This window comes from Pseudomonas sp. COW5, from assembly GCF_026240005.1.
GTDB classification, from domain to species: domain Bacteria; phylum Pseudomonadota; class Gammaproteobacteria; order Pseudomonadales; family Pseudomonadaceae; genus Aquipseudomonas; species Aquipseudomonas kribbensis.
Genome location: NZ_JAPHVP010000001.1, coordinates 4,855,083 through 4,873,837 on the forward strand (window position 1 = coordinate 4,855,083; position 18,755 = coordinate 4,873,837).

Below are 18,755 nucleotides of genomic sequence, written 5' to 3' on the forward strand. Positions count from 1 at the left end.
CGGGACACTTGTGTCGCTGCAGAATCTGGGCGCCGGTTGGGTTGGTGATGGGTGGGAATGGATTTCCGATCGTACAGCGTGATGAACATCTTGCCGGCCAGTCGATGCACTGATACTCGATAGACGCGCGAATGTATTGCCGGCCGGTTGTCAGAGTTGATCCACGGCTGCTAGCAACACTGTCGTCTGGCCACAGAATCAACTTATTCATAGTTGTGCACCGAGGAAAGTGTTTCCGTATACCGTTTTTTTCATCATTGTGCTCGTTGACTTTCAAGGCATGGCGGTTTTCTGCGTCCTTGGTCCACCTAAGCTGTAGTGGTTTCCGGGAGGGGCGGAAGTGTCGAGTCGCAAAGGTGGCGGAGCGGGAGGTTTTCTCGGATCATCGGCGGGGCCGAGATTGATCCTTGGCGGCGGTTATCCGCGTGTCACTCTGACAAGGACAGGGAAATGCAAGTCAGCAAGCTTACCGTCATATACCTCGATAGCTCCGATTATTCGACTCTTACTCGCCCTCGACTGGAGCACGCGCAGAGTGAGCAGTTGGCAGCATTGAGAGCGCTCAAGAAACGCAAGGATGTAATGTTCGTATATTCAGGGGCGCACATCGCGGAAATGTCGCCCTTGGAGCAGCAGTACGCCGGCGCAGGTGTTACGCGCACTGCGCTGATGGTTGAGCTATGTGGGCGCACTACGATGATTTCCTACGATCGCCTGATGAAGGCTGAGTTGACGCGTTTGGTGGAGCGCGATCCGGCCTCTGTAAATGTCTTGGACAGCAACGGTGCGTGGTTTCCGGACATGGGGTCGCTGATGAGCCCACTGGATGAGCTGGACATCCCCGGGATGATGCAGGAGGAAGTGGACAAGCATCAGATGAACCGCAAGGCGCGTAGGTTTTTCCAGAAAAGCATGACCAAGAAGGGCGGTTTCAGCAGCAACTTTGAGAAGACCACTGGCGAGACGCTGGATTTGACTGAGCTGCTTACGAAGGTGCCTATGCGCAAACGCGATGCGGCAGTTCTCAAGAGATATGTGCTAGGTACCGCCACGCGCGAGCAAGCCGACCAGGCCTTTCTAGAAAGCCTACGTGACCCTACCTTCATGTCACAGTGGTTCATCTACAACCACCATCAACTGGGTTCCGTCATTGAGTGGGTCAGGAAGCCGGCGCAGCAACTTCTCGCAAGCTGTCAGCAGGCGCTTGATGACCTTAATTATCAGCTTGTTCAGCTGTCGAAATCCGAACGTGCTGAGGCGATGCAAGGGATCAGAGGTGAGCGCTGGACGAAACTGAAGAAGCAGGGAATGGTCGACATTGTGAACCGCCTTTTTGAGCGCCTGCTGCCAGAGGCACCCAAATGTGAAGACGCTTCACTGATTGAACGCTACTGTCCAGGTCTTTTCGTCTGCATCAACGCCTTTTTTACTTCGCTTCACAAGTCGCTGGGGGAGAATGGTCGAGAGCCAAAGGCCAGTGATTTTGTTGACCTTATTCATGCCCTGTATATCCCCTACGTATCGTACTTTCGAGCCGACCGCTACATGTGCGGCGTGCTGCAGCCACTAGCCGAGATTTATGGCACCAAAGTAGTGGGTTCGGTGTCTGCGATTATTGAAGCGCTGGAGGCCGGTGAACCTCAAGTGGTCTGATCACTTTTGCAAACTACTGGTGTCGGCGCATTTGGGTTACGGCGGACGATGGGAAAGATTCCGCCGAATTCGAATCTGGTGTTCGAGATTGAGTTGCTGGAGGTTTTGACGCGGGAGGATTGAAGCTCGCGGTACGAGGGCGTTGTGATGAGGGAAGTCCCTCATCACAACGTCCGGGATGCGACGCTTGGTGAGTCAGGTAAATGCCTCAATATCGTCAAGCGTGTCTTCGATCACGCCTTCCAGCGAGGGGAATCTTGTCTTTACTTCTTCCAGCGCTGAGAGGGCAGCATCTTTGTCCAGCTCGCCGTGCCTGCGAGCGATGTGGGCGAGAGCGGTAATGGCGGATGAGACTACGGCTTCATTACTGCTGGCGAAATACTTCAAGCAAGTCTGTTGGGCCCAAATCCTGTCTTCTTCATTGAGGCCAATAGAAATCAGAGCCTGGATAACGTCTGTGTCTGTGCGGCTTTGAAGAAGTCTCACTGCTTCATCATGGCTAATAGACGGGTCTTTATAGGTCAGGCTCACTTCTTGGCTCCCAGAATGTTGCCTTTGTTATCCGTTTTCTTGGCTTTGATTAGCGCGTTTTTCACAGTGAATGCAAAAAATGAACCCGCTGCCTCCGATCACGGAGCAGCGGGTTTTTTCTTGCCTTTTTACCTGAGGCGTTACGCTGCCATCGCCATCTCATCCAGCGTTGCGGCAACCGTGCTGGTCAGGCTCGGAAATCTGCGTTTTACGCTGTTAAGTACCGGCATTACTCGGTTGCGGTCCAGTTTGCCGTGATCGCGGGCGAGCTGGACGAGGGCGTCGAGGGCGGCGGTGACGATGGATTTTCTTTCGCTTTCGAGCAGCAGCAGGCATGCCTTTTCGGCCCATTGGCTGTCTTTCTCGTTGAGGCCGATGGAGATCAGGGCGGCGACGACGTGTGCATCGGATTTGCTTTCCATGGTGTGTTCCTCAGGTCGTGGCATCGAGGGTGTCCAGCGCCCGGTTCACGGCGAGTTCGCCACACATCACCACTTGGGCGATGCCCAGGACGGTGCTGCGGTAGGGCGGGTCCAGCAGCGCGGCGAAGTCGCTGAGCATCACGCTGGCCGAGGCCATCGATTCGCAGGCGTGGGCCAGCAAGGCATGTTGATCGATGTGGGGGGCGATGAGGAACATGCGGCCGGGGCAGTGCTGTTTCGGGGCGGTGGGTTTCAGGTAATGGTCGAGGGCGCGCTCGGCGGCTTCGTGGAGTTTTTTTGAGTCGGTGGAAGAGTAGGGCGAAGTCGGGTCGGACTCGTTGGGTGCGTCTTTTTCGGGTGGATCGGGTACGTGTTTGAACATTCGGGAAAGCCTCAAAGTGATGCCGACACCACCCCGCGACTAAACGAAAAGGTGGCAGCTGTACGCAGGTTAGTCGACCGGCGACTTCCCAAAACCGGCGCACCCGAGGGTGCCCTGCACACAGCCGCCATAGAGTGCAGATGAAGGTCACCTGACTGTCTGGAGCACATGTAAAGTTTTGAGAAATCATCGAGCGACTAAACCCGTTCACTGACCATTCAGTGACGCGAATCAAGTTACCGACGCCCTCAAAACCGCACAAGCCGGCGGATTCTGGCGTAGTTGTAGGCAAAGGCGCAAGGCAATGTAGCCTCCCGGATGGGGGCAAAATGATGCGTCATTTTTCAGTCCGCCATCGCGAGCAGGCTCGCTCCCACAGGGTTCTGTGTCGGCTTGTCAGGTGTGCCGGCTCGCGCATTTCTGCTTTGTGATACCGGATATTTAATAAGCCACTTCAAGCTTGATTTATATCGGTTTCGATATAGCCTGCATGGTATATCCAGCACAAGGAATCAGGCTAAACCATGAAGGATCATCAAAACCCGCCCCAGCGTTTCGCAAGCGTCTGGGATGCACTGGAAGACACGCCGCAGGAAGCGGCCAACATGCGCCTGCGGGCCAAGCTGATGCGTACGCTGTGCGAAACGATTCGAGCCTGGGAGCTTCCGCAAAAGGAGGCGGCCAAGCGTCTTGGCATCACCCAGCCGCGCCTCAACGACGTACTCAACGGCAAAATCGACAAGTTCTCTCTGGATGCGCTGGTCAATCTGTCGGCCGCAGCGCAACTGGACGTAGACCTCTGCTTCTCGTCGTCCCCGCCACTGCAATGGGCCTGACAGGCAAGCGTTCCCAACGATCCTGCCTCTGAAACACCTTCCAGAGGCGGTTGCCATCTGACGCTCCGCCTCAATCCTTTCACGTCAAAAATTCAAGCCGCGACGGACGGTCGAAAACAGGCCTTGCCCCTTTCAGTCGGAACAGCGACTATGCTCGCCATATAGGGGTAGGGGGTATAGGTATGTCGCACACGCACGAACACAAAGGCGAGTTGCTCAACCGGGTCCGGCGCATTGCCGGGCAGGTTCAGGCAGTTGAACGGTCGCTGGAATCCGAGGCCGATTGTGCCAAGACGTTGCACCTGATGGCGGCGATTCGCGGCGCGGTCAATGGCTTGATGGAGCAGTTCATCGAGGCCCACGCCCGCGAGCACGTCGCCCATCCCGACCTCAGCGACGAAGCCCGCGCCCAGGGCGTGGAAGAGTTGCTGCAAGCCATCCGCCGTTATTCCAAGTGAGCACCGATACCATGAATCTGACGACGCGCTCTGACGACTTTTCCCACGACCACCAGTTTCTTGGCGCATCCCACGACGACAACGCCCGTCGCACCTTGTGGGTGGTGGCGCTGACGTTCGTGATGATGATCGGCGAGATTGCCGCCGGTTACCTCACGGGGTCCATGGCACTCCTGGCTGACGGTTTCCACATGGCGACCCACGCCGGCGCCCTCGGCATCGCGGCGGCGGCCTATGGTTTTGCCCGGCGCAACGCCAACAATCGCCGTTACAGTTTCGGCACCGGCAAGGTCGGCGATCTGGCGGGGTTTGCCTCGGCCATGGTGCTGGGGTTGGTGTCGCTGGGCATTGCCGGGGAATCGGTTTTCCGTCTGTTCGAGCCCACCAGCGTGGCGTTCGGCGAAGCAACCTTGATTGCCGTGGTCGGCCTGGGCGTCAATCTGCTCAGCGCTTTTTTGCTGGCCGGCCATCACGGACATCATGAGCATGGCCATAGTCACGATCATGGTCATCACCACCATCACGACAACAACCTGCGTTCAGCCTACGTGCACGTACTCGCCGATGCATTGACATCGGTGCTGGCGATTGCCGCGCTGCTGGCCGGGCGCTATCTGGGCTGGGTCTGGATGGACCCGGTGATGGGCATCGTCGGTTCCATCGTCATCGCCAAATGGGCCTGGAACCTGATGCGCGACAGCGCCGCCGTGCTGCTCGACACCACCGATGAACCGGTGGCTGAGGAGATCCGCGAACTGCTGGAAACCTCCGACGACGTGCGCATCAGCGATTTGCACGTCTGGCAGGTCGGCCCGCAGGCGCGGGCGGCGATTGTCAGCGTGGTGGCGGCTGCTGGTGTGACTGCCGAAGCGATTCGCGAGCGACTGGCGCCGGTGCATGAGTTGTCGCACCTGACCGTCGAGTTACGCAGCGCTTAAGTCATTGCCTCGCAGAACACTGGAATCCGCCCGTTGAGGGAAGGGCGGTAATGCCAGGTGAGCCGGCTCAGGTCGATGTCATGGGCGAGGATTTCACCGACGGTGGCGCTGGCAATGGTCAGCGCCAATCTTTGCCCAGGGCATTGATGCCGACCGCTGCCGAACGTGAAGCTGCGGCGGCTCGGGCGATCCGGCAGAAACTGATCCGGGTTTTCATTCAGGGCCGGGTCGCGGTTGGCCGAGGCGAGCAACACCAGAATCACGTCGCCTGCTTCAAAGCGCACGCCGTCGATTTCGCAGGTGTTCGCGACAAATCGTCGGGTGTTCTGCACCGACGGATCGAAGCGCTGGACTTCGGCCAACAGCGAATCCACTGGCACATCGCGTAATTCGGGCTGACGCTGTAACGCGACCAGCGCGTTGCCGATCAGGCCGGCGGTGGCTTCAAAGGTCTGCGAGCAAAGGCCGATGAGGTTGGCGATCAGTGCGTCTTCTTCGCCTGCAAAGCGCTGTTGGATGTCGGCGAGAAACGGGTTTGGCTCTGCCAGTAATTCAATGAAGTAACCGTACAATTGCTCAGCCGCTCGATGGGCTGCCGCCAATTGCAGGTCATTGCTCAGCGGTGAAAGGCACGCTGCAAAATCCGCAGTCAGCTCACTGATCGCCCGCGCTTGTGCCGGAGTGAATCCGAGTAAAGCCGCAACCACGCACACCGGGCCGCGAAACATTGCCTTATATAAGCCGTCGGCATCGTTTGTGATCAACCGTGCGGCGACCAGCGCTCTGACATCTTCGTCATTGATCAGCCCCAGCGTCGGCTCAATGGCCGAACGCGGGCAACGCTGAGCTTCGCCATCATTCATCCGCATCAACTGGCCAAACACCTTGCCCGCCATGCCATCGGCGATGGCTTTGGGCACCGGTTCCTGCACCGGACGCACCCGGCAATCCGGATTCGCCAGCACCGCGCAAACCGCCCGGGCACTGCTGGCTACCCAAAGTTTCAGTCCGTGATGAAAGGTCAGCCCGCCCGCCGCGCGCAGTTCGGCGTAGTAGGGATAGGGATCGGCGTGAGTCGCAGCGATGATCGGGTCCATGGATCGCAACCTTGTCGGTGGGGAAAGTGTTGCTACTATCTCCAGTCCTTGAGGGTGATGATTCGTCCGGGAGCGAAATATGCACGCAGAACATCAAGACATCGGCGTCTCGCAAGTGGCCGCCGCCATAGCGGAACCGGCGCGAACCAAAATGCTGTGTTCACTGATGGACGGCCACGCCCGCACCGCCACGGAGCTGGCGACCCTCGCCGACGTCAGCGCCTCCACCGCCAGTGCACACCTGGCCAAACTCAAGGACCTGGCGCTGGTGCGCCTGCACGTGCAGGGCCGCCACCGTTATTACAGCCTCGCCGACAAACGCGTGGCTCAGGCCCTCGAAGCGCTGATGGTGATCGGCCAGAACCCCGCGCCGACCTTCAAACCGCACACGCCCGATCGCCTGCAATTTGCCCGCACCTGCTATGACCACATGGCCGGGACGCTGGCGGTATTGCTGCATGACCGGTTGCTGGAGGGCGGTTGGCTGGTGGAGTCCGATGAGCAGGCGTACCGCTTGAGCGAGAGCGGAGAGGCGCTGTTCGAAGGGTTGGGAGTCGAGGTCAGGGATCTGTCGACCTTGCGCCGACGCTTTGCCTGCCCGTGTCTGGACTGGAGCATGCGCCGGCCACATCTGGGTGGATCGCTCGGGGCGGCGCTGTTGCAGACCGCGTTGAAGCGCAAGTGGGTGACGCAGGATCTGGACAGTCGGGCGCTGACGTTGACGGCGGTGGGGCGCAAGGAGATGACAGCGCGATTCGGGGTGAAATGGCCCGAAGCGATGCAGCCTGTCCCGGTGCGTAGATCCTCGACCATCTCAGCTGACAGCCGACTGTAATAAGTCCGACTGACAAAGGGTCGTTTTACGACTTGTCGGCCGTGGGCGGACTCTATACTGTATATGCGAACAGTATAAGGTCCATGCCATGCAACTCATCGACAAGCTCAGCATCCTCGCCGACGCCGCCAAGTACGACGCCTCCTGCGCCAGCAGTGGCGCGCCCAAGCGCAGCTCCGAGGGCAAGAGCGGGCTGGGTTCGACCGATGGCATGGGCATCTGTCACAGCTACACGCCGGACGGGCGCTGTGTGTCGCTGCTCAAGGTTCTGCTGACCAATTTCTGTCTCTACGACTGCCAGTACTGTGTCAATCGCCGTTCGAGCGACGTGCCCCGGGCGCGTTTCACGCCAGAGGAAGTGGTGACGCTAACCCTGGATTTCTACCGGCGCAATTGCGTCAGCGGGTTGTTCCTCAGTTCGGGGATCATCCGTTCGGCGGACTACACCATGGAGCAACTGGTGCGCGTCGCGAAGTTGCTGCGCGAAGAGCATGAGTTCCGTGGCTACATTCATCTCAAGACCATCCCCGAAGCCGATCCTGCGCTGATCGAAGAGGCCGGGCGTTATGCCGACCGCTTGAGCGTCAACATCGAATTGCCCACCGATGCCAGTTTGCAAACGCTGGCGCCAGAGAAGCAGATCGGCTCGATCAAGCAGGCGATGAACACCATCTACACCGGCGTGCAGACCGTGCTCAATGAACCCCGCGCCCCGAAGTTCGCCCCGGCCGGGCAGAGCACGCAGATGATTGTCGGTGCCGATGACACCGACGACAGCACCATCCTCCACAGTGCCCAAACCTTGTACGGCAATTTTCGCCTGCGCCGGGTGTATTACTCGGCGTTCAGCCCGATTCCCGACAGCCCGAAAAGCGTACCACTGGCCGCGCCGCCGCTGATGCGTGAGCACCGTTTGTATCAAGCCGACTTTCTGCTGCGCAGCTATGGCTACAGCGCCGGTGAATTGCTCAAGGGGCCGGGCAATCTGGCGCTGGACATCGACCCGAAACTGGCCTGGGCTCTGCAAAATCGCGAGGTGTTTCCGCTGGATCTCAATCGTGCCGAGCCGGCGCTGATTTCGCGCATTCCCGGTATCGGCCTTCGCACAACCGAGCGTCTGGTGGAGCTGCGTCGGCAGCGGCGCATCCGCTACGAAGATGTGGCCCGCATGCGCTGCGTACTGGCCAAAGCCAAGCCGTTCATCATCACCAGCGACTATCACCCGCAGCAGGCAGAAGTCACCAGCCAGATGCTCTATCAGCAGTTGCGCGACCGGCCGATGCCGCAGCAGATGGGGTTGTGGGGATGATCAATCTTGATTGCGACGACCTGTTCGACACCTGGCGTCAGCAGGCACGCTGGCTGCTCAGCCATGAAATCGATCCGAGCCTGGTGAGCTGGGCGTCGGAAGGGGTGAGTGATCTGTTTGCCAGTGATGTGTCGGTGCCTGAAGGGCAGGGACCGTTTCAGGCGCGTATTCCGCGTGCGTTGCTCGACACCCTGGAACAGGCGTCACGCTACCGTGGCGATCAGCGCTGGAGCCTTTTGTATGAAGTGCTCTGGCGCGTCAGCCACGGCGATCGCACGGCAATGATGGCCGGCGACAAACTCGGCAGCGAGTTACAGCGTCGGATCAAGCAGGTGCAGCGCGAGGCCCATCATCTGCATGCGTTCGTGCGTTTCATCGAGCGCCCGCCAGAGCTGCCGGGCCCGCAGTACGTCGCGTGGCACGAGCCGGCCCACGACATCCTGCACAGCGCCAGCGAACACTTCATCGGGCGTATGGGGCGACATCGCTGGCTGATCGCCACGCCACGGGGCGGGGTTTATTACGATGGCGAACAGTTGATCCATCAGCGCCAGTGTCCGCTGGAATGGCAGCAACTGGCGCAGAACGTTGACGATCCACAGGGTGAGCTGTGGCTGGCGTACTACAGCCACATCTTCAATCCGGCGCGGTTGAACGAGAAGGTCATGCAAGGGCACTTGCCCATGCGTTTCTGGAAGAACCTGCCGGAGGGCGAATTGATCCCTGGATTGATTACCCAGGCGCGCATGGGCAAGCAGCAGAACGGGCAGGCCGGCGGCATCGCCGGGCGTGGCGGAAAGCGCATTGCCTTGAAACAGGTGAAGCGTGAATCGTCCGTTCAGCGCGTCGCCGAAGCCATCAACAGACCAAAACCGGCAAAGGTCACGCCCGAGACTTTCGCTGTCAGCCAGGACCCTTTCGGGCTCGACAGCCAACCTTTGGCGGCATTGGCGAGCAGCGCATAGCTGCCGTGCACCAGAATCACCAGCACGGCGTAAGAGGCCACCAGTTTGAAGAACTGCGGAAGGAAAGCCTGTGTGGTGTCGATGAACTGCGGGAACACCGCCAGAAAGAAGAAGATGGCTTTGGGATTGAGAAACTGCAGGGACGCGGCCTCCAGAAAGCGGTAGCTCGGGCGCGATGGGCGGACGTCTTGCAGGGTACGGAAACGATCCGAACGCCAGCTCTTGAAACCCAGGTACAACAGGTAAGCGGCGCCGGCGTATTTCAACACGGTAAAGGCCGTCGCCGAGGCGCTGAGGATCAGGCCGACACTGGTTGCACTGACGGCGGCAACCACGAAGGCTCCCGAGGCAATTCCCAGAATCCCGGGCACTGCGCCGGTCCAGCCCAGGCGTACGGCGTTGGACAGGGTCAGCACGACGCCCGGGCCGGGGCTCAAAATGGTCAGGGTGGCGAAGAGTACAAAGAGTCCGTAGCTGTGCATGTCTGGCTCCGTCGGGGCGCGGGGTTGGGCGTGCGGGCAGATTGGCGTGGCGAAGAACCTGTGACAAACGCTTTAAATGCAGCGCATACGTGACTAAATTAGACCCATGAACAAATCACTCCCGCCGCTCAATGCGGTTCGTGCCTTTGCGGTCGCTGCCCGTCATCAGAGTTTCACGCTGGCGGCTGAAGAGCTGCACGTGAGCCACAGTGCCGTCAGCCGGCACATCAAATTGCTGGAAGAACACCTGGGTGTGTTGCTGTTCGAACGACGCATCCGTCAATCGTTGCTGACGCCTGCCGGCCAGCGTTTTTATCAGCAGGTTAGCACCGGCCTGGCGCAGATCGCCGACGCGGCTGCCGAGTTGCGGCAGCAGGCAGCACGGCCGATCGTGACCATCAACACCCGGCCGTCCTTTGCCCAGTTATGGCTGACGCCCCGGCTGGATGACTTCACGGCGGAACATCCGGACATCGAACCGCTGGTGATCACCCAGACCCGCTCTCCGGATCCTGCGCGAGACAGCTTCGACATCGTCATCCGCCGTGGCCGCGACGACTGGGCACCGACCATCGAATCGCACGCGCTGTTTGAAGATGAGTTGCTGATGGTGGCGGCGCCCGAGCTGATCGAGCGAATCCCCTTGGCGAACCTTGCCGATCTGGGCCGGCACACTTTGCTGACGGTCAGGGCCCGACGCGAAGACTGGCACCACTGGGCGCTGCGTTTTGGCCAGAGTCAGAGTGCGACCCAGGAGATTCGCCAGTTCGATTACATGCATCGAGTCATGGAGGCCGCTGTGGCGGGTGAGGGCGTCGCGCTGTGTCCGACCACGTTGCTGGGCACGCATCTGTCGAGCGGTCGGCTGGTCTGTCCGTTGCCTGACTTGCGGATGCCGCTGCCCCGTTATTACTACGGCGTGGCGCCGCAGGCCTCCGCAGCGGCTCAGGTATTTCTGGCGTGGCTGCAAAAACAGACCCCATGAAAAAGCCCCCATCGATCACTCGATGGGGGCTTTTGTGCATCTGGGCGTCAGATCAAACCTTGACGATCCAGCCGGCTGGCGCTTCGACGTCGCCGGTCTGTACGCCGGTCAGCTCTTTGTAGAGCTTCTGGGTCACAGGGCCGACTTCGGTTTCGCTGTGGAACACGTGCAGGTGGTCGTTGTAGCTGATGCCGCCGATCGGGGTGATCACCGCAGCGGTACCGCAGGCGCCGGCTTCCTTGAAGTCCGACAGCTTGTCGATGAACACGTCGCCTTCGACCACTTCCAGGCCCAGACGGGACTTGGCCAGTTCGATCAGCGACAGACGGGTGATGCCCGGCAGTACCGATGGCGAGTTCGGGGTCACGAATTTGTTGTCGTGGGTGATCCCGAAGAAGTTGGCCGAACCGACTTCCTCGATCTTCTTGTGGGTCAGCGGATCCAGGTAGATGGCGTCAGCGAAGTGCGCTTTCTTGGCCTGTGAGCCCGGCATCAGGCTGGCGGCGTAGTTGCCACCGACCTTGGCGGCACCGGTGCCTTGTGGCGCGGCGCGGTCGAAGCTGGAAATCTGGAAGTTGTGCGGGGTCAGGCCGCCCTTGAAGTAGGCGCCTACCGGGATCGCGAACACCGAGAAGATGAACTCCGGCGCGGTACGCACGCCGATGTTGTCACCTACGCCGATCACGAACGGACGCAGGTACAGCGCGCCGCCGGTGCCGTAAGGCGGGATGAAGCGCTCGTTGGCGCGAACCACTTCTTTGCACGCTTCGATGAATTGCTCGGTGGACACATGCGGCATCAGCAGGCGGGCGCAGCTGCGCTGCATGCGCGCGGCGTTCTGGTCCGGACGGAACAGGTTGATCGAGCCGTCCTTGCAACGATAGGCCTTCAGGCCTTCGAAGCATTGCTGGCCATAGTGAAGGGCAGTGGAACCTTCGCTGATGTGCAGCACGTTGTCTTCGGTCAGGGTGCCTTTGTCCCACTCGCCGTTGCGAAAGTACGACAGATAGCGTTTATCGGTCTTGATGTAGTCAAAACCCAGCTTGTCCCAATTGATGCTTTCGTTACCCATGACACCCTCTATCACTTAACAACCGTCGAAACGGTTCAAGGCTTCTGACGTTTTTTTGGATGGGCACAACAATACTTCATTCTTGAGCGGTTTCGCAGCCCGGACTATCGGATGACAGACAGATAAATCGCGTTGGCTTCGAGAATTCGCGAGCAAGCTCGCTCCCACAGGTTATGTGAACGTCACAAATCCAATGTGGGAGCGAGCTTGCTCGCGAAGAGGCCATCGCTGTCACCATCAATTTGAAGGGTTTACAGGTGCAACGCATGCCCGAGGGCACGCAACGCCGCTTCCTGCACCGCTTCACCCAGGGTCGGGTGCGCGTGGATGGTGCCGCCGATGTCTTCCAGTCGCGCGCCCATTTCCAGGCTTTGCGCGAACGCGGTCGACAGCTCCGACACCCCGACACCCACCGCCTGCCAGCCGACAATCACATGGTTGTCCCGACGGGCGACCACCCTTACGAAGCCGGTTTTCGATTCCAGGGTCATCGCCCGGCCATTGGCCGCGAACGGGAAGTTCGACACGATGCAGTCCAGTCCCGCCGCCTTGGCTTCATCCGGCGTCTTGCCGACAACGACCAGTTCCGGGTCGGTGAAGCACACGGCGGCGATGGCGGTCGGGTTGAACTCGCGGGTCTTGCCGCTGATCAGCTCGGCAACCATCTCGCCCTGGGCCATGGCGCGGTGGGCCAGCATCGGCTCGCCGCTCAGGTCGCCGATGGCGTAGACGTTGCGCATGCTGGTCTGGCAACGACTGTCGATCTTGATCGCCGAGCCGTTCATGTCCAGGTTCAGCGCTTCAAGATTCCAGCCCTGGGTATTGGGTTTGCGACCGACGGCCACCAGCACCTGATCGGTTTCCAGGTTCAGGGTGTCGCCGTTCGGATCGCGCACCTGCAACGTGCCGTCGAAACCCAGCACGCTGTGCTTCAGGTAGAGCTTCACGCCCAGTTGCTTCAGCGCATCGTGCACCGGTTGGGTCAGCTCGGCGTCGTAGGCCGGCAGGATGCGATCCTGCGCCTCGACCACACTGACCTCGGCGCCGAGCTTGCGATAGGCAATGCCCAGCTCCAGACCGATGTAACCACCGCCGACCACGATCAGGCGCTTCGGAACCGACTTCGGCGCCAGCGCCTCGGTGGACGAAATGATCGGCCCGCCAATCGGCAGGATCGGCAGGTTGACGCTTTTCGAACCGGTGGCGAGCACCAAGTGTTCGCACTGGATGCGGGTGTCGCCGACTTCCACGGTCTTGCCGTCGATGACCTTGGCCCAGCCGTTGATGACCTGAACCTTGTGTTTCTTCAGCAGCGCGGCGACGCCAGTGGTCAGGCGATCGACGATGCCGTCCTTCCACTCGACGCTTTTGCTGATGTCGAGGGTCGGCGCGGAAACGCTGATGCCCAGTGCCGAATGCTGATTGTGATGCTGAGTCTGGTGAAACTGCTCGGCCACATGGATCAGCGCTTTCGACGGAATGCAGCCGATGTTCAGGCAGGTGCCGCCCAGCGATTCGCCCTCGACCAGAATGGTCGAAATGCCCAGTTGCCCGGCGCGAATGGCCGTCACGTAACCGCCAGGGCCGCCGCCGATGATCAGCAGCGTGGTGTTCAGAGATTGCATGCCATCACTCCACAAACAGGGTCGCGGGTTGTTCGAGCAGACCACGAATGGCCTGGATGAAGAGCGCCGCATCCATGCCGTCGACCACGCGATGATCGAAGGAGCTGGAGAGGTTCATCATCTTGCGGATCACCACCTGGCCTTTGACGACCATCGGTCGTTCGACGATTTTGTTCACACCGACGATTGCCACTTCCGGCAGGTTCAGCACCGGGGTACTGACGATGCCGCCAAGGGCGCCGAGGCTGGTCAGGGTGATGGTCGAGCCGGACAGTTCATCGCGGCTGGCCTTGCCATTGCGGGCAGCGTTGGCCAGGCGGGAGATTTCCGCCGCGCTGTCCCAGAGGCTGCGCGTCTCGGCGTGACGCACCACCGGCACCATCAGGCCGACGTCGCTTTGGGTGGCGACGCCGACATGCACCGCGCCGAGGCGGGTGATGACCTGAGCTTCGTCGTCGTAACGGGCGTTCATCTGCGGGAAGTCGCGCAGGGCGACGACCAGTGCACGCACCAGGAACGGCAGCAAGGTCAGCTTGCCACGGCTGGCGCCGTGTTTTTCGTTCAGGTGGGCGCGCAGTTCTTCAATCGCGGTGACGTCGATTTCCTCGACATAACTGAAGTGTGCAGCACGCTGAGTCGCATCCTGCATGCGCTGGGCGATCTTGCGGCGCATGCCGATCACCTGAATCTGTTCTTCATCGTTGCGCTGGGCGTAAGCGGCGGCGACCGGCGCCGAAGCGTTCGACTGACCTTGCGCCAGATAGGCCTCAAGGTCTTCGTGCAACACGCGACCGGCCGGGCCGGAACCGCGCACCAAACGCAATTGAATGCCCAGATCCAGCGCGTGTTTGCGCACGGCCGGCGAGGCCAGTGGGCGCTCATCGGCTTCACGGGCAACCATCGGGCCCTGGCAAACCGGAGCCGTACGCGGCGCGACGGGTTTGCTTTCAACGACCGCTTCAACTTTCGGTGCGACAGGTGCTTCCTTCGCTGCAACAGGCGCCGGTTTGTCGGACTCTTTCAGATTGCCCGCACCTTCAACCTCGATGCTGATCAGCACACTGCCGACCGCCATCACTTCGCCCGGCTGACCACCGAGCGCAATCACCTTGCCGTGTACCGGCGACGGAATATCCACCATCGCCTTGTCGGTCATCACATCCGCCAGCACCTGGTCTTCAACGACCAGATCGCCGACCTTGACGTGCCACTGCGACAGTTCTACTTCTGCGATGCCTTCGCCGATGTCCGGCATCTTGATAACGTGCGTGCCCATTCAGACCTCCATGACCCGTTTCAGCGCCGCGCCCACTCGGGACGGCCCAGGGAAATACGCCCACTCCTGCGCGTGCGGGTAGGGGGTGTCCCAACCGGTGACGCGTTCGATCGGCGCTTCCAGGTGGTGGAAGCAATGCTCTTGCACCAGCGACACCAGTTCGGCGCCGAAACCGCAGGTGCGGGTGGCTTCGTGTACCACGACGCAGCGGCCGGTTTTCTTCACGGATTTGACGATGGTTTCCAGGTCCAGCGGCCACAGGCTGCGCAGGTCGATGACTTCAGCGTCCACACCGCTTTCTTCGGCGGCGACCTGCGACACGTAGACGGTGGTGCCGTAGGTCAGCACGGTGACTTCCTTGCCCGGACGGGCGATGGCGGCAACGTCCAGCGGCACGGTGTAGTAGCCGTCCGGGACTTGTGCGGCCGGGTGTTTCGACCACGGGGTTACCGGGCGTTCGTGGTGGCCGTCGAACGGGCCGTTGTACAGGCGTTTCGGCTCCAGGAAGATCACCGGGTCATCATTTTCGATGGAGGCGATCAGCAGGCCCTTGGCGTCATACGGGTTGGACGGCATGACAGTGCGCAGGCCGCAGACCTGAGTGAAAAGGGCTTCGATACTCTGGCTGTGGGTCTGGCCACCGTAGATGCCGCCACCGCAAGGCATGCGCAGGGTCATCGGCGCGGTGAACTCACCGGCGGAGCGATAACGCAGGCGCGCCGCCTCGGAAATGATCTGGTCGTAGGCCGGGTAGACGTAGTCGGCGAACTGGATTTCCACCACCGGGCGCAGACCGTAGGCACCCATGCCCACGGCGGTCCCGACGATGCCGCTCTCGGAGATCGGCGCGTCGAACACCCGCGAGGTGCCGTACTTGGCCTGCAGGCCTTCGGTGCAACGGAACACGCCACCGAAGTAGCCGACGTCCTGGCCGAACACCACCACATTGTCGTCACGCTCAAGCATCACATCCATGGCCGAGCGCAGGGCCTGGATCATGGTCATGGTGGTCGTGGTCATGGCGGTTTCCAACTGAATATTGTTGTTGTGGTCGTTCATGTCAGATCCCCAGCTGCTGACGCTGGCGCTTCAAGTGCTCCGGCATCTCTTTGTAGACGTCTTCAAACATGGTCGCGGCGCTTGGAATCTGGCCGCCGGCGAGGGTGCCGTACTGTTCGGCCTGTTTCTGTGCGGCGATCACTTCGGCTTCGAGCTCGGCGCTGACGGCGGCGTGCTCTTCTTCCGACCAGTGGCCGACCTTGATCAGATGCTGTTTCAGGCGGGCGATCGGGTCGCCCAGCGGGAAGTGGCTCCAGTCGTCGGCAGGACGGTATTTGGACGGATCGTCGGAGGTCGAGTGCGGGCCGGCACGGTAGGTGACCCACTCGATCATGGTCGGGCCGAGGCCGCGGCGGGCGCGTTCGGCGGCCCAGGCGGAGGCGGCATAGACCGCGTAGAAATCGTTGCCGTCAACGCGCAGGGAGGCGATGCCGCAACCGACGCCGCGTCCGGCGAAGGTGGTGGCTTCACCACCGGCGATGGCCTGGAAGGTCGAGATCGCCCACTGGTTGTTGACCACGTTGAGGATCACTGGCGCACGGTAAACGTGGGCGAAGGTGAGGGCGGTGTGGAAGTCTGATTCGGCGGTGGCGCCGTCACCGATCCAGGCCGAGGCGATTTTGGTGTCGCCCTTGATTGCCGAAGCCATGCCCCAGCCCACGCCTTGAATGAACTGGGTGGCGAGGTTGCCCGAGATGGTGAAGAAACCGGCGTCCTTCACGGAGTACATGATCGGCAACTGACGTCCCTTGAGCGGGTCGCGCTCGTTGGACAGCAACTGGCAGATCAGGTCGACCAGCGGTACGTCGCGGGCCATCAGGATGCTTTGCTGGCGGTAGGTCGGGAAGCACATGTCGTCAGTGTTCAAGGCCAGGGCCTGGGCACTGCCGATGGCTTCTTCGCCGAGGCTCTGCATGTAGAACGACATTTTTTTCTGACGCTGGGCGACCACCATGCGGTTGTCGTAGATCCGGGTCTTGAGCATCGCGCGCATGCCTTTGCGCAGGATTTCGACCGGCACGTTCTCGGCCCATGGGCCGAGGGCGTTGCCCTGGTCGTCGAGCACACGGATCAGACCACGGGCCAGGTCGGCAGTGTCGGCGGGTTCAACGTCGATGGAAGGTTTGCGCACCGTGCCGGCATCGGTCAGATGCAGGTAGGAGAAGTCGGTTTTGCAGCCTGGGCGGCCCGAAGGTTCAGGGACGTGCAGACGCAGCGGTTCATACGCTTGGGTCATGGCTTCTACGCTCGATCTTGTGAATTTCTTGTAGTGAGCTGGCAGTCATTCTTCGATAAAAGAAATCTTGTCCTACAACAATCATAGGCCCGGGCAAGAAGAATATTTCTCTCTGTTTCGTTGCGCTGGAGATCATTTGCAGATAGAAAATCTGCATAAACATAAAAAACAGGTGGTTTTGTCTCATGCGCAAACTGGACCGTACCGACATCGGCATTCTCAACAGCCTTCAGGAGAATGCGCGCATCACCAACGCCGACCTGGCCCGTTCGGTCAATCTGTCGCCGACACCGTGCTTCAACCGGGTCAAGGCGATGGAAGAACTGGGGCTGATCCGTGAGCAGGTGACCCTGCTGGATGCCGACCTGCTCGGGCTGCACGTGAACGTGTTCATTCACGTCAGCCTGGAGAAGCAGGTGGAGGAAGCGCTGCAGCATTTCGAAGAAGCGATTTCCGACCGTCCGGAAGTCATGGAGTGCTACCTGATGGCCGGCGACCCGGATTATCTGATCCGGGTGCTGGTGCCGACCATTCAGTCCCTTGAGCGCTTCATGATGGATTTCCTGACCAAAGTGCCGGGCGTGGCCAACATTCGGTCAAGCTTTGCGCTCAAGCAGGTGCGCTACAAGACCGCTTTGCCGTTGCCGGCGAACGGTTTGACATTGGGAAACTGAAACCGGTGCAGTTCACAGGTATTCATACCGATAACCGAGTTCTTCCGTAAAAAGTGCCTGCTGAACGGTAAAGCTCTGGGGCCAGGGCGCGAGTTCGTTATCCGGGTGAAAGACCAGTGTCGATTCACTCAGGTCGACAAACGGGAAGGACTGGATATTGGGGTGTTGCCGTTTCCAGCGCTCCCACAGCAGGTCCAGATGGCAATGGTGCAGAAAGAACAGCGGGTCGTTGGGAGAAGAAGCCTCCATCATGTTGCCGCCAATCCATGCGTGCACTGGATTGTGCAATTCGTTCTCTGAAATGTTTTCCCAACCACCCGGTTCCATCCAGTAGGGTGTTCTGTTCAGGGCCGAGATGATGGCTTCCTGAGTCGGCAAAGCACCAGCGGCCCCCAGATCGCGACGCAAGGCAGCGCTACCGGTTCCTTCGTCCCATACAGACACGATGAATGCCGACTGGTTATTGGAAAAAGGGCCGGTCGTTACCTGTTGGTTCTGGGTGTTGTCGCCATTACCGCCCATGAAGTTCGAAGTGAACGGGTTGTCGGTGCCGCTGATTTGCCAGTTCCAGTAGGGCAAGGTGATCCGAGGATCATCGACGGCGGCCTGCAGAGCCAGCTCGAACTGGCGGATCAGTACACGGTGCCAGGGATAAAACAGGGGACTCTGGTGCGGGTTGGGGACGAGCGGATTACCGCGCCCCATCGAATTCTTGTGTATCTGGACAAAGTCATCGTAGCGGCTCTGCAGACCGGGGCGCAGCACACTGTTAACGTTGTTTTTCAGCCTCAGAACCGCTTCGACAAAGGCGGATTTCTGTTGCGGCGACATATCTCGGTGGTTTCGGCGAATATCCATATTGCACAGACTCCATTGATTGATTGCCCAATGAAGTCTGCCTGCTGGCCGAGATTACGCC

Annotated in this window: 19 protein-coding genes and 2 pseudogenes; 10 read left to right on the plus strand and 11 right to left on the minus strand. The window is 60.2% G+C overall.

Annotated features, from left to right (window positions below; all coding sequences use genetic code 11):
* The first annotated feature begins 450 nt into the window (after positions 1 to 450).
* Positions 451 to 1,653 carry a hypothetical protein gene (locus tag OQ248_RS22235; RefSeq protein ID WP_265814021.1) on the plus strand — a complete coding sequence of 401 codons (1,203 nt, stop codon included), beginning with the start codon at positions 451 to 453 and terminating at the stop codon, positions 1,651 to 1,653.
* A gap of 10 nt (positions 1,654 to 1,663) precedes the next feature.
* Positions 1,664 to 1,776, plus strand: a pseudogene (locus tag OQ248_RS22240) (FKBP-type peptidyl-prolyl cis-trans isomerase); the annotation flags it as partial.
* 72 nt (positions 1,777 to 1,848) lie between these two features.
* Here the strand turns inward: OQ248_RS22240 and OQ248_RS22245 are convergent.
* The 3 genes from OQ248_RS22245 to OQ248_RS22255 all read right to left on the minus strand — a co-directional run bounded on the left by OQ248_RS22245 (position 1,849) and on the right by OQ248_RS22255 (position 2,988).
* Positions 1,849 to 2,184, minus strand: coding sequence for a hypothetical protein (locus tag OQ248_RS22245; RefSeq protein ID WP_265814022.1), 336 nt, complete (start codon positions 2,182 to 2,184; stop codon positions 1,849 to 1,851).
* Positions 2,185 to 2,324: 140 nt separating this feature from the next.
* A complete protein-coding gene (locus tag OQ248_RS22250; protein WP_265814023.1) occupies positions 2,325 to 2,606 on the minus strand; it encodes a hypothetical protein in 282 nt (93 codons plus the stop codon).
* Between the two features lie 10 nt (positions 2,607 to 2,616).
* Complete coding sequence (locus OQ248_RS22255; RefSeq protein WP_265814024.1) at positions 2,617 to 2,988, minus strand: DUF6124 family protein; 372 nt, start codon at positions 2,986 to 2,988, stop codon at positions 2,617 to 2,619.
* Between the two features lie 524 nt (positions 2,989 to 3,512).
* Here OQ248_RS22255 and OQ248_RS22260 point away from each other — a divergent pair.
* From OQ248_RS22260 to dmeF, 3 genes are all read left to right on the plus strand, one after another.
* On the plus strand, positions 3,513 to 3,824 hold the full coding sequence (locus OQ248_RS22260; protein WP_265814025.1) for an XRE family transcriptional regulator: 312 nt from the start codon (positions 3,513 to 3,515) through the stop codon (positions 3,822 to 3,824).
* Positions 3,825 to 4,006: 182 nt separating this feature from the next.
* Complete coding sequence (locus OQ248_RS22265) at positions 4,007 to 4,282, plus strand: metal/formaldehyde-sensitive transcriptional repressor (protein WP_096822565.1); 276 nt, start codon at positions 4,007 to 4,009, stop codon at positions 4,280 to 4,282.
* 11 nt (positions 4,283 to 4,293) lie between these two features.
* The gene (dmeF, locus tag OQ248_RS22270) at positions 4,294 to 5,220 is read left to right on the plus strand and encodes a CDF family Co(II)/Ni(II) efflux transporter DmeF (protein WP_265814026.1); all 927 of its coding nucleotides are present in this window, start codon (positions 4,294 to 4,296) and stop codon (positions 5,218 to 5,220) included.
* Here the strand turns inward: dmeF and OQ248_RS22275 are convergent.
* Positions 5,217 to 6,317 carry a cytochrome P450 gene (locus tag OQ248_RS22275; protein ID WP_265814027.1) on the minus strand — a complete coding sequence of 367 codons (1,101 nt, stop codon included), beginning with the start codon at positions 6,315 to 6,317 and terminating at the stop codon, positions 5,217 to 5,219. The genes dmeF and OQ248_RS22275 overlap by 4 nt on opposite strands.
* A gap of 79 nt (positions 6,318 to 6,396) precedes the next feature.
* Here OQ248_RS22275 and OQ248_RS22280 point away from each other — a divergent pair, with 79 nt between their 5' ends.
* From OQ248_RS22280 to OQ248_RS22290, 3 genes and pseudogenes are all read left to right on the plus strand, one after another.
* Positions 6,397 to 7,152, plus strand: coding sequence for a helix-turn-helix transcriptional regulator (locus OQ248_RS22280; RefSeq protein WP_265814028.1), 756 nt, complete (start codon positions 6,397 to 6,399; stop codon positions 7,150 to 7,152).
* An 88-nt stretch (positions 7,153 to 7,240) separates the two neighbouring features.
* Positions 7,241 to 8,461, plus strand: coding sequence for a putative DNA modification/repair radical SAM protein (locus OQ248_RS22285; protein WP_265814029.1), 1,221 nt, complete (start codon positions 7,241 to 7,243; stop codon positions 8,459 to 8,461).
* A pseudogene (locus OQ248_RS22290) lies at positions 8,458 to 9,270 on the plus strand (TIGR03915 family putative DNA repair protein); the annotation flags it as partial. The gene OQ248_RS22285 and the pseudogene OQ248_RS22290, both read left to right, overlap by 4 nt.
* A gap of 29 nt (positions 9,271 to 9,299) precedes the next feature.
* Here the strand turns inward: OQ248_RS22290 and OQ248_RS22295 are convergent.
* Complete coding sequence (locus tag OQ248_RS22295; protein ID WP_134826289.1) at positions 9,300 to 9,908, minus strand: LysE family translocator; 609 nt, start codon at positions 9,906 to 9,908, stop codon at positions 9,300 to 9,302.
* 106 nt (positions 9,909 to 10,014) lie between these two features.
* Here OQ248_RS22295 and OQ248_RS22300 point away from each other — a divergent pair, with 106 nt between their 5' ends.
* A complete protein-coding gene (locus OQ248_RS22300; RefSeq protein WP_265814030.1) occupies positions 10,015 to 10,893 on the plus strand; it encodes a LysR substrate-binding domain-containing protein in 879 nt (292 codons plus the stop codon).
* 52 nt (positions 10,894 to 10,945) lie between these two features.
* Here OQ248_RS22300 and OQ248_RS22305 read toward each other — a convergent pair whose 3' ends face one another.
* The 5 genes from OQ248_RS22305 to OQ248_RS22325 form a co-directional block, all read right to left on the minus strand.
* Positions 10,946 to 11,965, minus strand: coding sequence for a branched-chain amino acid aminotransferase (locus OQ248_RS22305; RefSeq protein ID WP_085711531.1), 1,020 nt, complete (start codon positions 11,963 to 11,965; stop codon positions 10,946 to 10,948).
* A 251-nt stretch (positions 11,966 to 12,216) separates the two neighbouring features.
* A complete protein-coding gene (lpdA, locus tag OQ248_RS22310) occupies positions 12,217 to 13,590 on the minus strand; it encodes a dihydrolipoyl dehydrogenase (RefSeq protein WP_265814031.1) in 1,374 nt (457 codons plus the stop codon).
* A 4-nt stretch (positions 13,591 to 13,594) separates the two neighbouring features.
* Complete coding sequence (locus OQ248_RS22315; protein ID WP_265814032.1) at positions 13,595 to 14,866, minus strand: dihydrolipoamide acetyltransferase family protein; 1,272 nt, start codon at positions 14,864 to 14,866, stop codon at positions 13,595 to 13,597.
* Positions 14,867 to 15,925 carry an alpha-ketoacid dehydrogenase subunit beta gene (locus OQ248_RS22320; RefSeq protein ID WP_114883895.1) on the minus strand — a complete coding sequence of 353 codons (1,059 nt, stop codon included), beginning with the start codon at positions 15,923 to 15,925 and terminating at the stop codon, positions 14,867 to 14,869.
* Position 15,926: 1 nt separating this feature from the next.
* Positions 15,927 to 17,162 carry a 3-methyl-2-oxobutanoate dehydrogenase (2-methylpropanoyl-transferring) subunit alpha gene (locus OQ248_RS22325; RefSeq protein ID WP_114883893.1) on the minus strand — a complete coding sequence of 412 codons (1,236 nt, stop codon included), beginning with the start codon at positions 17,160 to 17,162 and terminating at the stop codon, positions 15,927 to 15,929.
* Between the two features lie 185 nt (positions 17,163 to 17,347).
* On the opposite strand from OQ248_RS22325, the gene bkdR reads away from it, so the two are divergent.
* Positions 17,348 to 17,836, plus strand: coding sequence for a Bkd operon transcriptional regulator BkdR (gene bkdR, locus OQ248_RS22330; RefSeq protein ID WP_007915088.1), 489 nt, complete (start codon positions 17,348 to 17,350; stop codon positions 17,834 to 17,836).
* A gap of 12 nt (positions 17,837 to 17,848) precedes the next feature.
* Here the strand turns inward: bkdR and OQ248_RS22335 are convergent, their stop codons facing one another.
* Positions 17,849 to 18,694, minus strand: a complete 846-nt coding sequence (locus OQ248_RS22335; RefSeq protein ID WP_265814033.1) for a tyrosinase family protein — start codon at positions 18,692 to 18,694, stop codon at positions 17,849 to 17,851.
* Between the last annotated feature and the right edge of the window lie 61 nt (positions 18,695 to 18,755).

What these genes read in the sequence shown, in the direction of transcription:
- OQ248_RS22325 (WP_114883893.1), bottom strand. Translation starts at nt 17,162, where the DNA reads ATGACCCAAGCGTATGAACCGCTGCGTCTGCACGTCCCTGAACCTTCG.
- OQ248_RS22305 (WP_085711531.1), bottom strand. Translation starts at nt 11,965, where the DNA reads ATGGGTAACGAAAGCATCAATTGGGACAAGCTGGGTTTTGACTACATC.
- OQ248_RS22280 (WP_265814028.1), top strand. Translation starts at nt 6,397, where the DNA reads ATGCACGCAGAACATCAAGACATCGGCGTCTCGCAAGTGGCCGCCGCC.
- OQ248_RS22260 (WP_265814025.1), top strand. Translation starts at nt 3,513, where the DNA reads ATGAAGGATCATCAAAACCCGCCCCAGCGTTTCGCAAGCGTCTGGGAT.
- OQ248_RS22235 (WP_265814021.1), top strand. Translation starts at nt 451, where the DNA reads ATGCAAGTCAGCAAGCTTACCGTCATATACCTCGATAGCTCCGATTAT.
- bkdR (WP_007915088.1), top strand. Translation starts at nt 17,348, where the DNA reads ATGCGCAAACTGGACCGTACCGACATCGGCATTCTCAACAGCCTTCAG.
- dmeF (WP_265814026.1), top strand. Translation starts at nt 4,294, where the DNA reads ATGAATCTGACGACGCGCTCTGACGACTTTTCCCACGACCACCAGTTT.
- OQ248_RS22275 (WP_265814027.1), bottom strand. Translation starts at nt 6,317, where the DNA reads ATGGACCCGATCATCGCTGCGACTCACGCCGATCCCTATCCCTACTAC.
- OQ248_RS22250 (WP_265814023.1), bottom strand. Translation starts at nt 2,606, where the DNA reads ATGGAAAGCAAATCCGATGCACACGTCGTCGCCGCCCTGATCTCCATC.
- OQ248_RS22265 (WP_096822565.1), top strand. Translation starts at nt 4,007, where the DNA reads ATGTCGCACACGCACGAACACAAAGGCGAGTTGCTCAACCGGGTCCGG.
- OQ248_RS22285 (WP_265814029.1), top strand. Translation starts at nt 7,241, where the DNA reads ATGCAACTCATCGACAAGCTCAGCATCCTCGCCGACGCCGCCAAGTAC.
- lpdA (WP_265814031.1), bottom strand. Translation starts at nt 13,590, where the DNA reads ATGCAATCTCTGAACACCACGCTGCTGATCATCGGCGGCGGCCCTGGC.
- OQ248_RS22300 (WP_265814030.1), top strand. Translation starts at nt 10,015, where the DNA reads ATGAACAAATCACTCCCGCCGCTCAATGCGGTTCGTGCCTTTGCGGTC.
- OQ248_RS22255 (WP_265814024.1), bottom strand. Translation starts at nt 2,988, where the DNA reads ATGTTCAAACACGTACCCGATCCACCCGAAAAAGACGCACCCAACGAG.
- OQ248_RS22315 (WP_265814032.1), bottom strand. Translation starts at nt 14,866, where the DNA reads ATGGGCACGCACGTTATCAAGATGCCGGACATCGGCGAAGGCATCGCA.
- OQ248_RS22320 (WP_114883895.1), bottom strand. Translation starts at nt 15,925, where the DNA reads ATGAACGACCACAACAACAATATTCAGTTGGAAACCGCCATGACCACG.
- OQ248_RS22335 (WP_265814033.1), bottom strand. Translation starts at nt 18,694, where the DNA reads ATGGATATTCGCCGAAACCACCGAGATATGTCGCCGCAACAGAAATCC.
- OQ248_RS22295 (WP_134826289.1), bottom strand. Translation starts at nt 9,908, where the DNA reads ATGCACAGCTACGGACTCTTTGTACTCTTCGCCACCCTGACCATTTTG.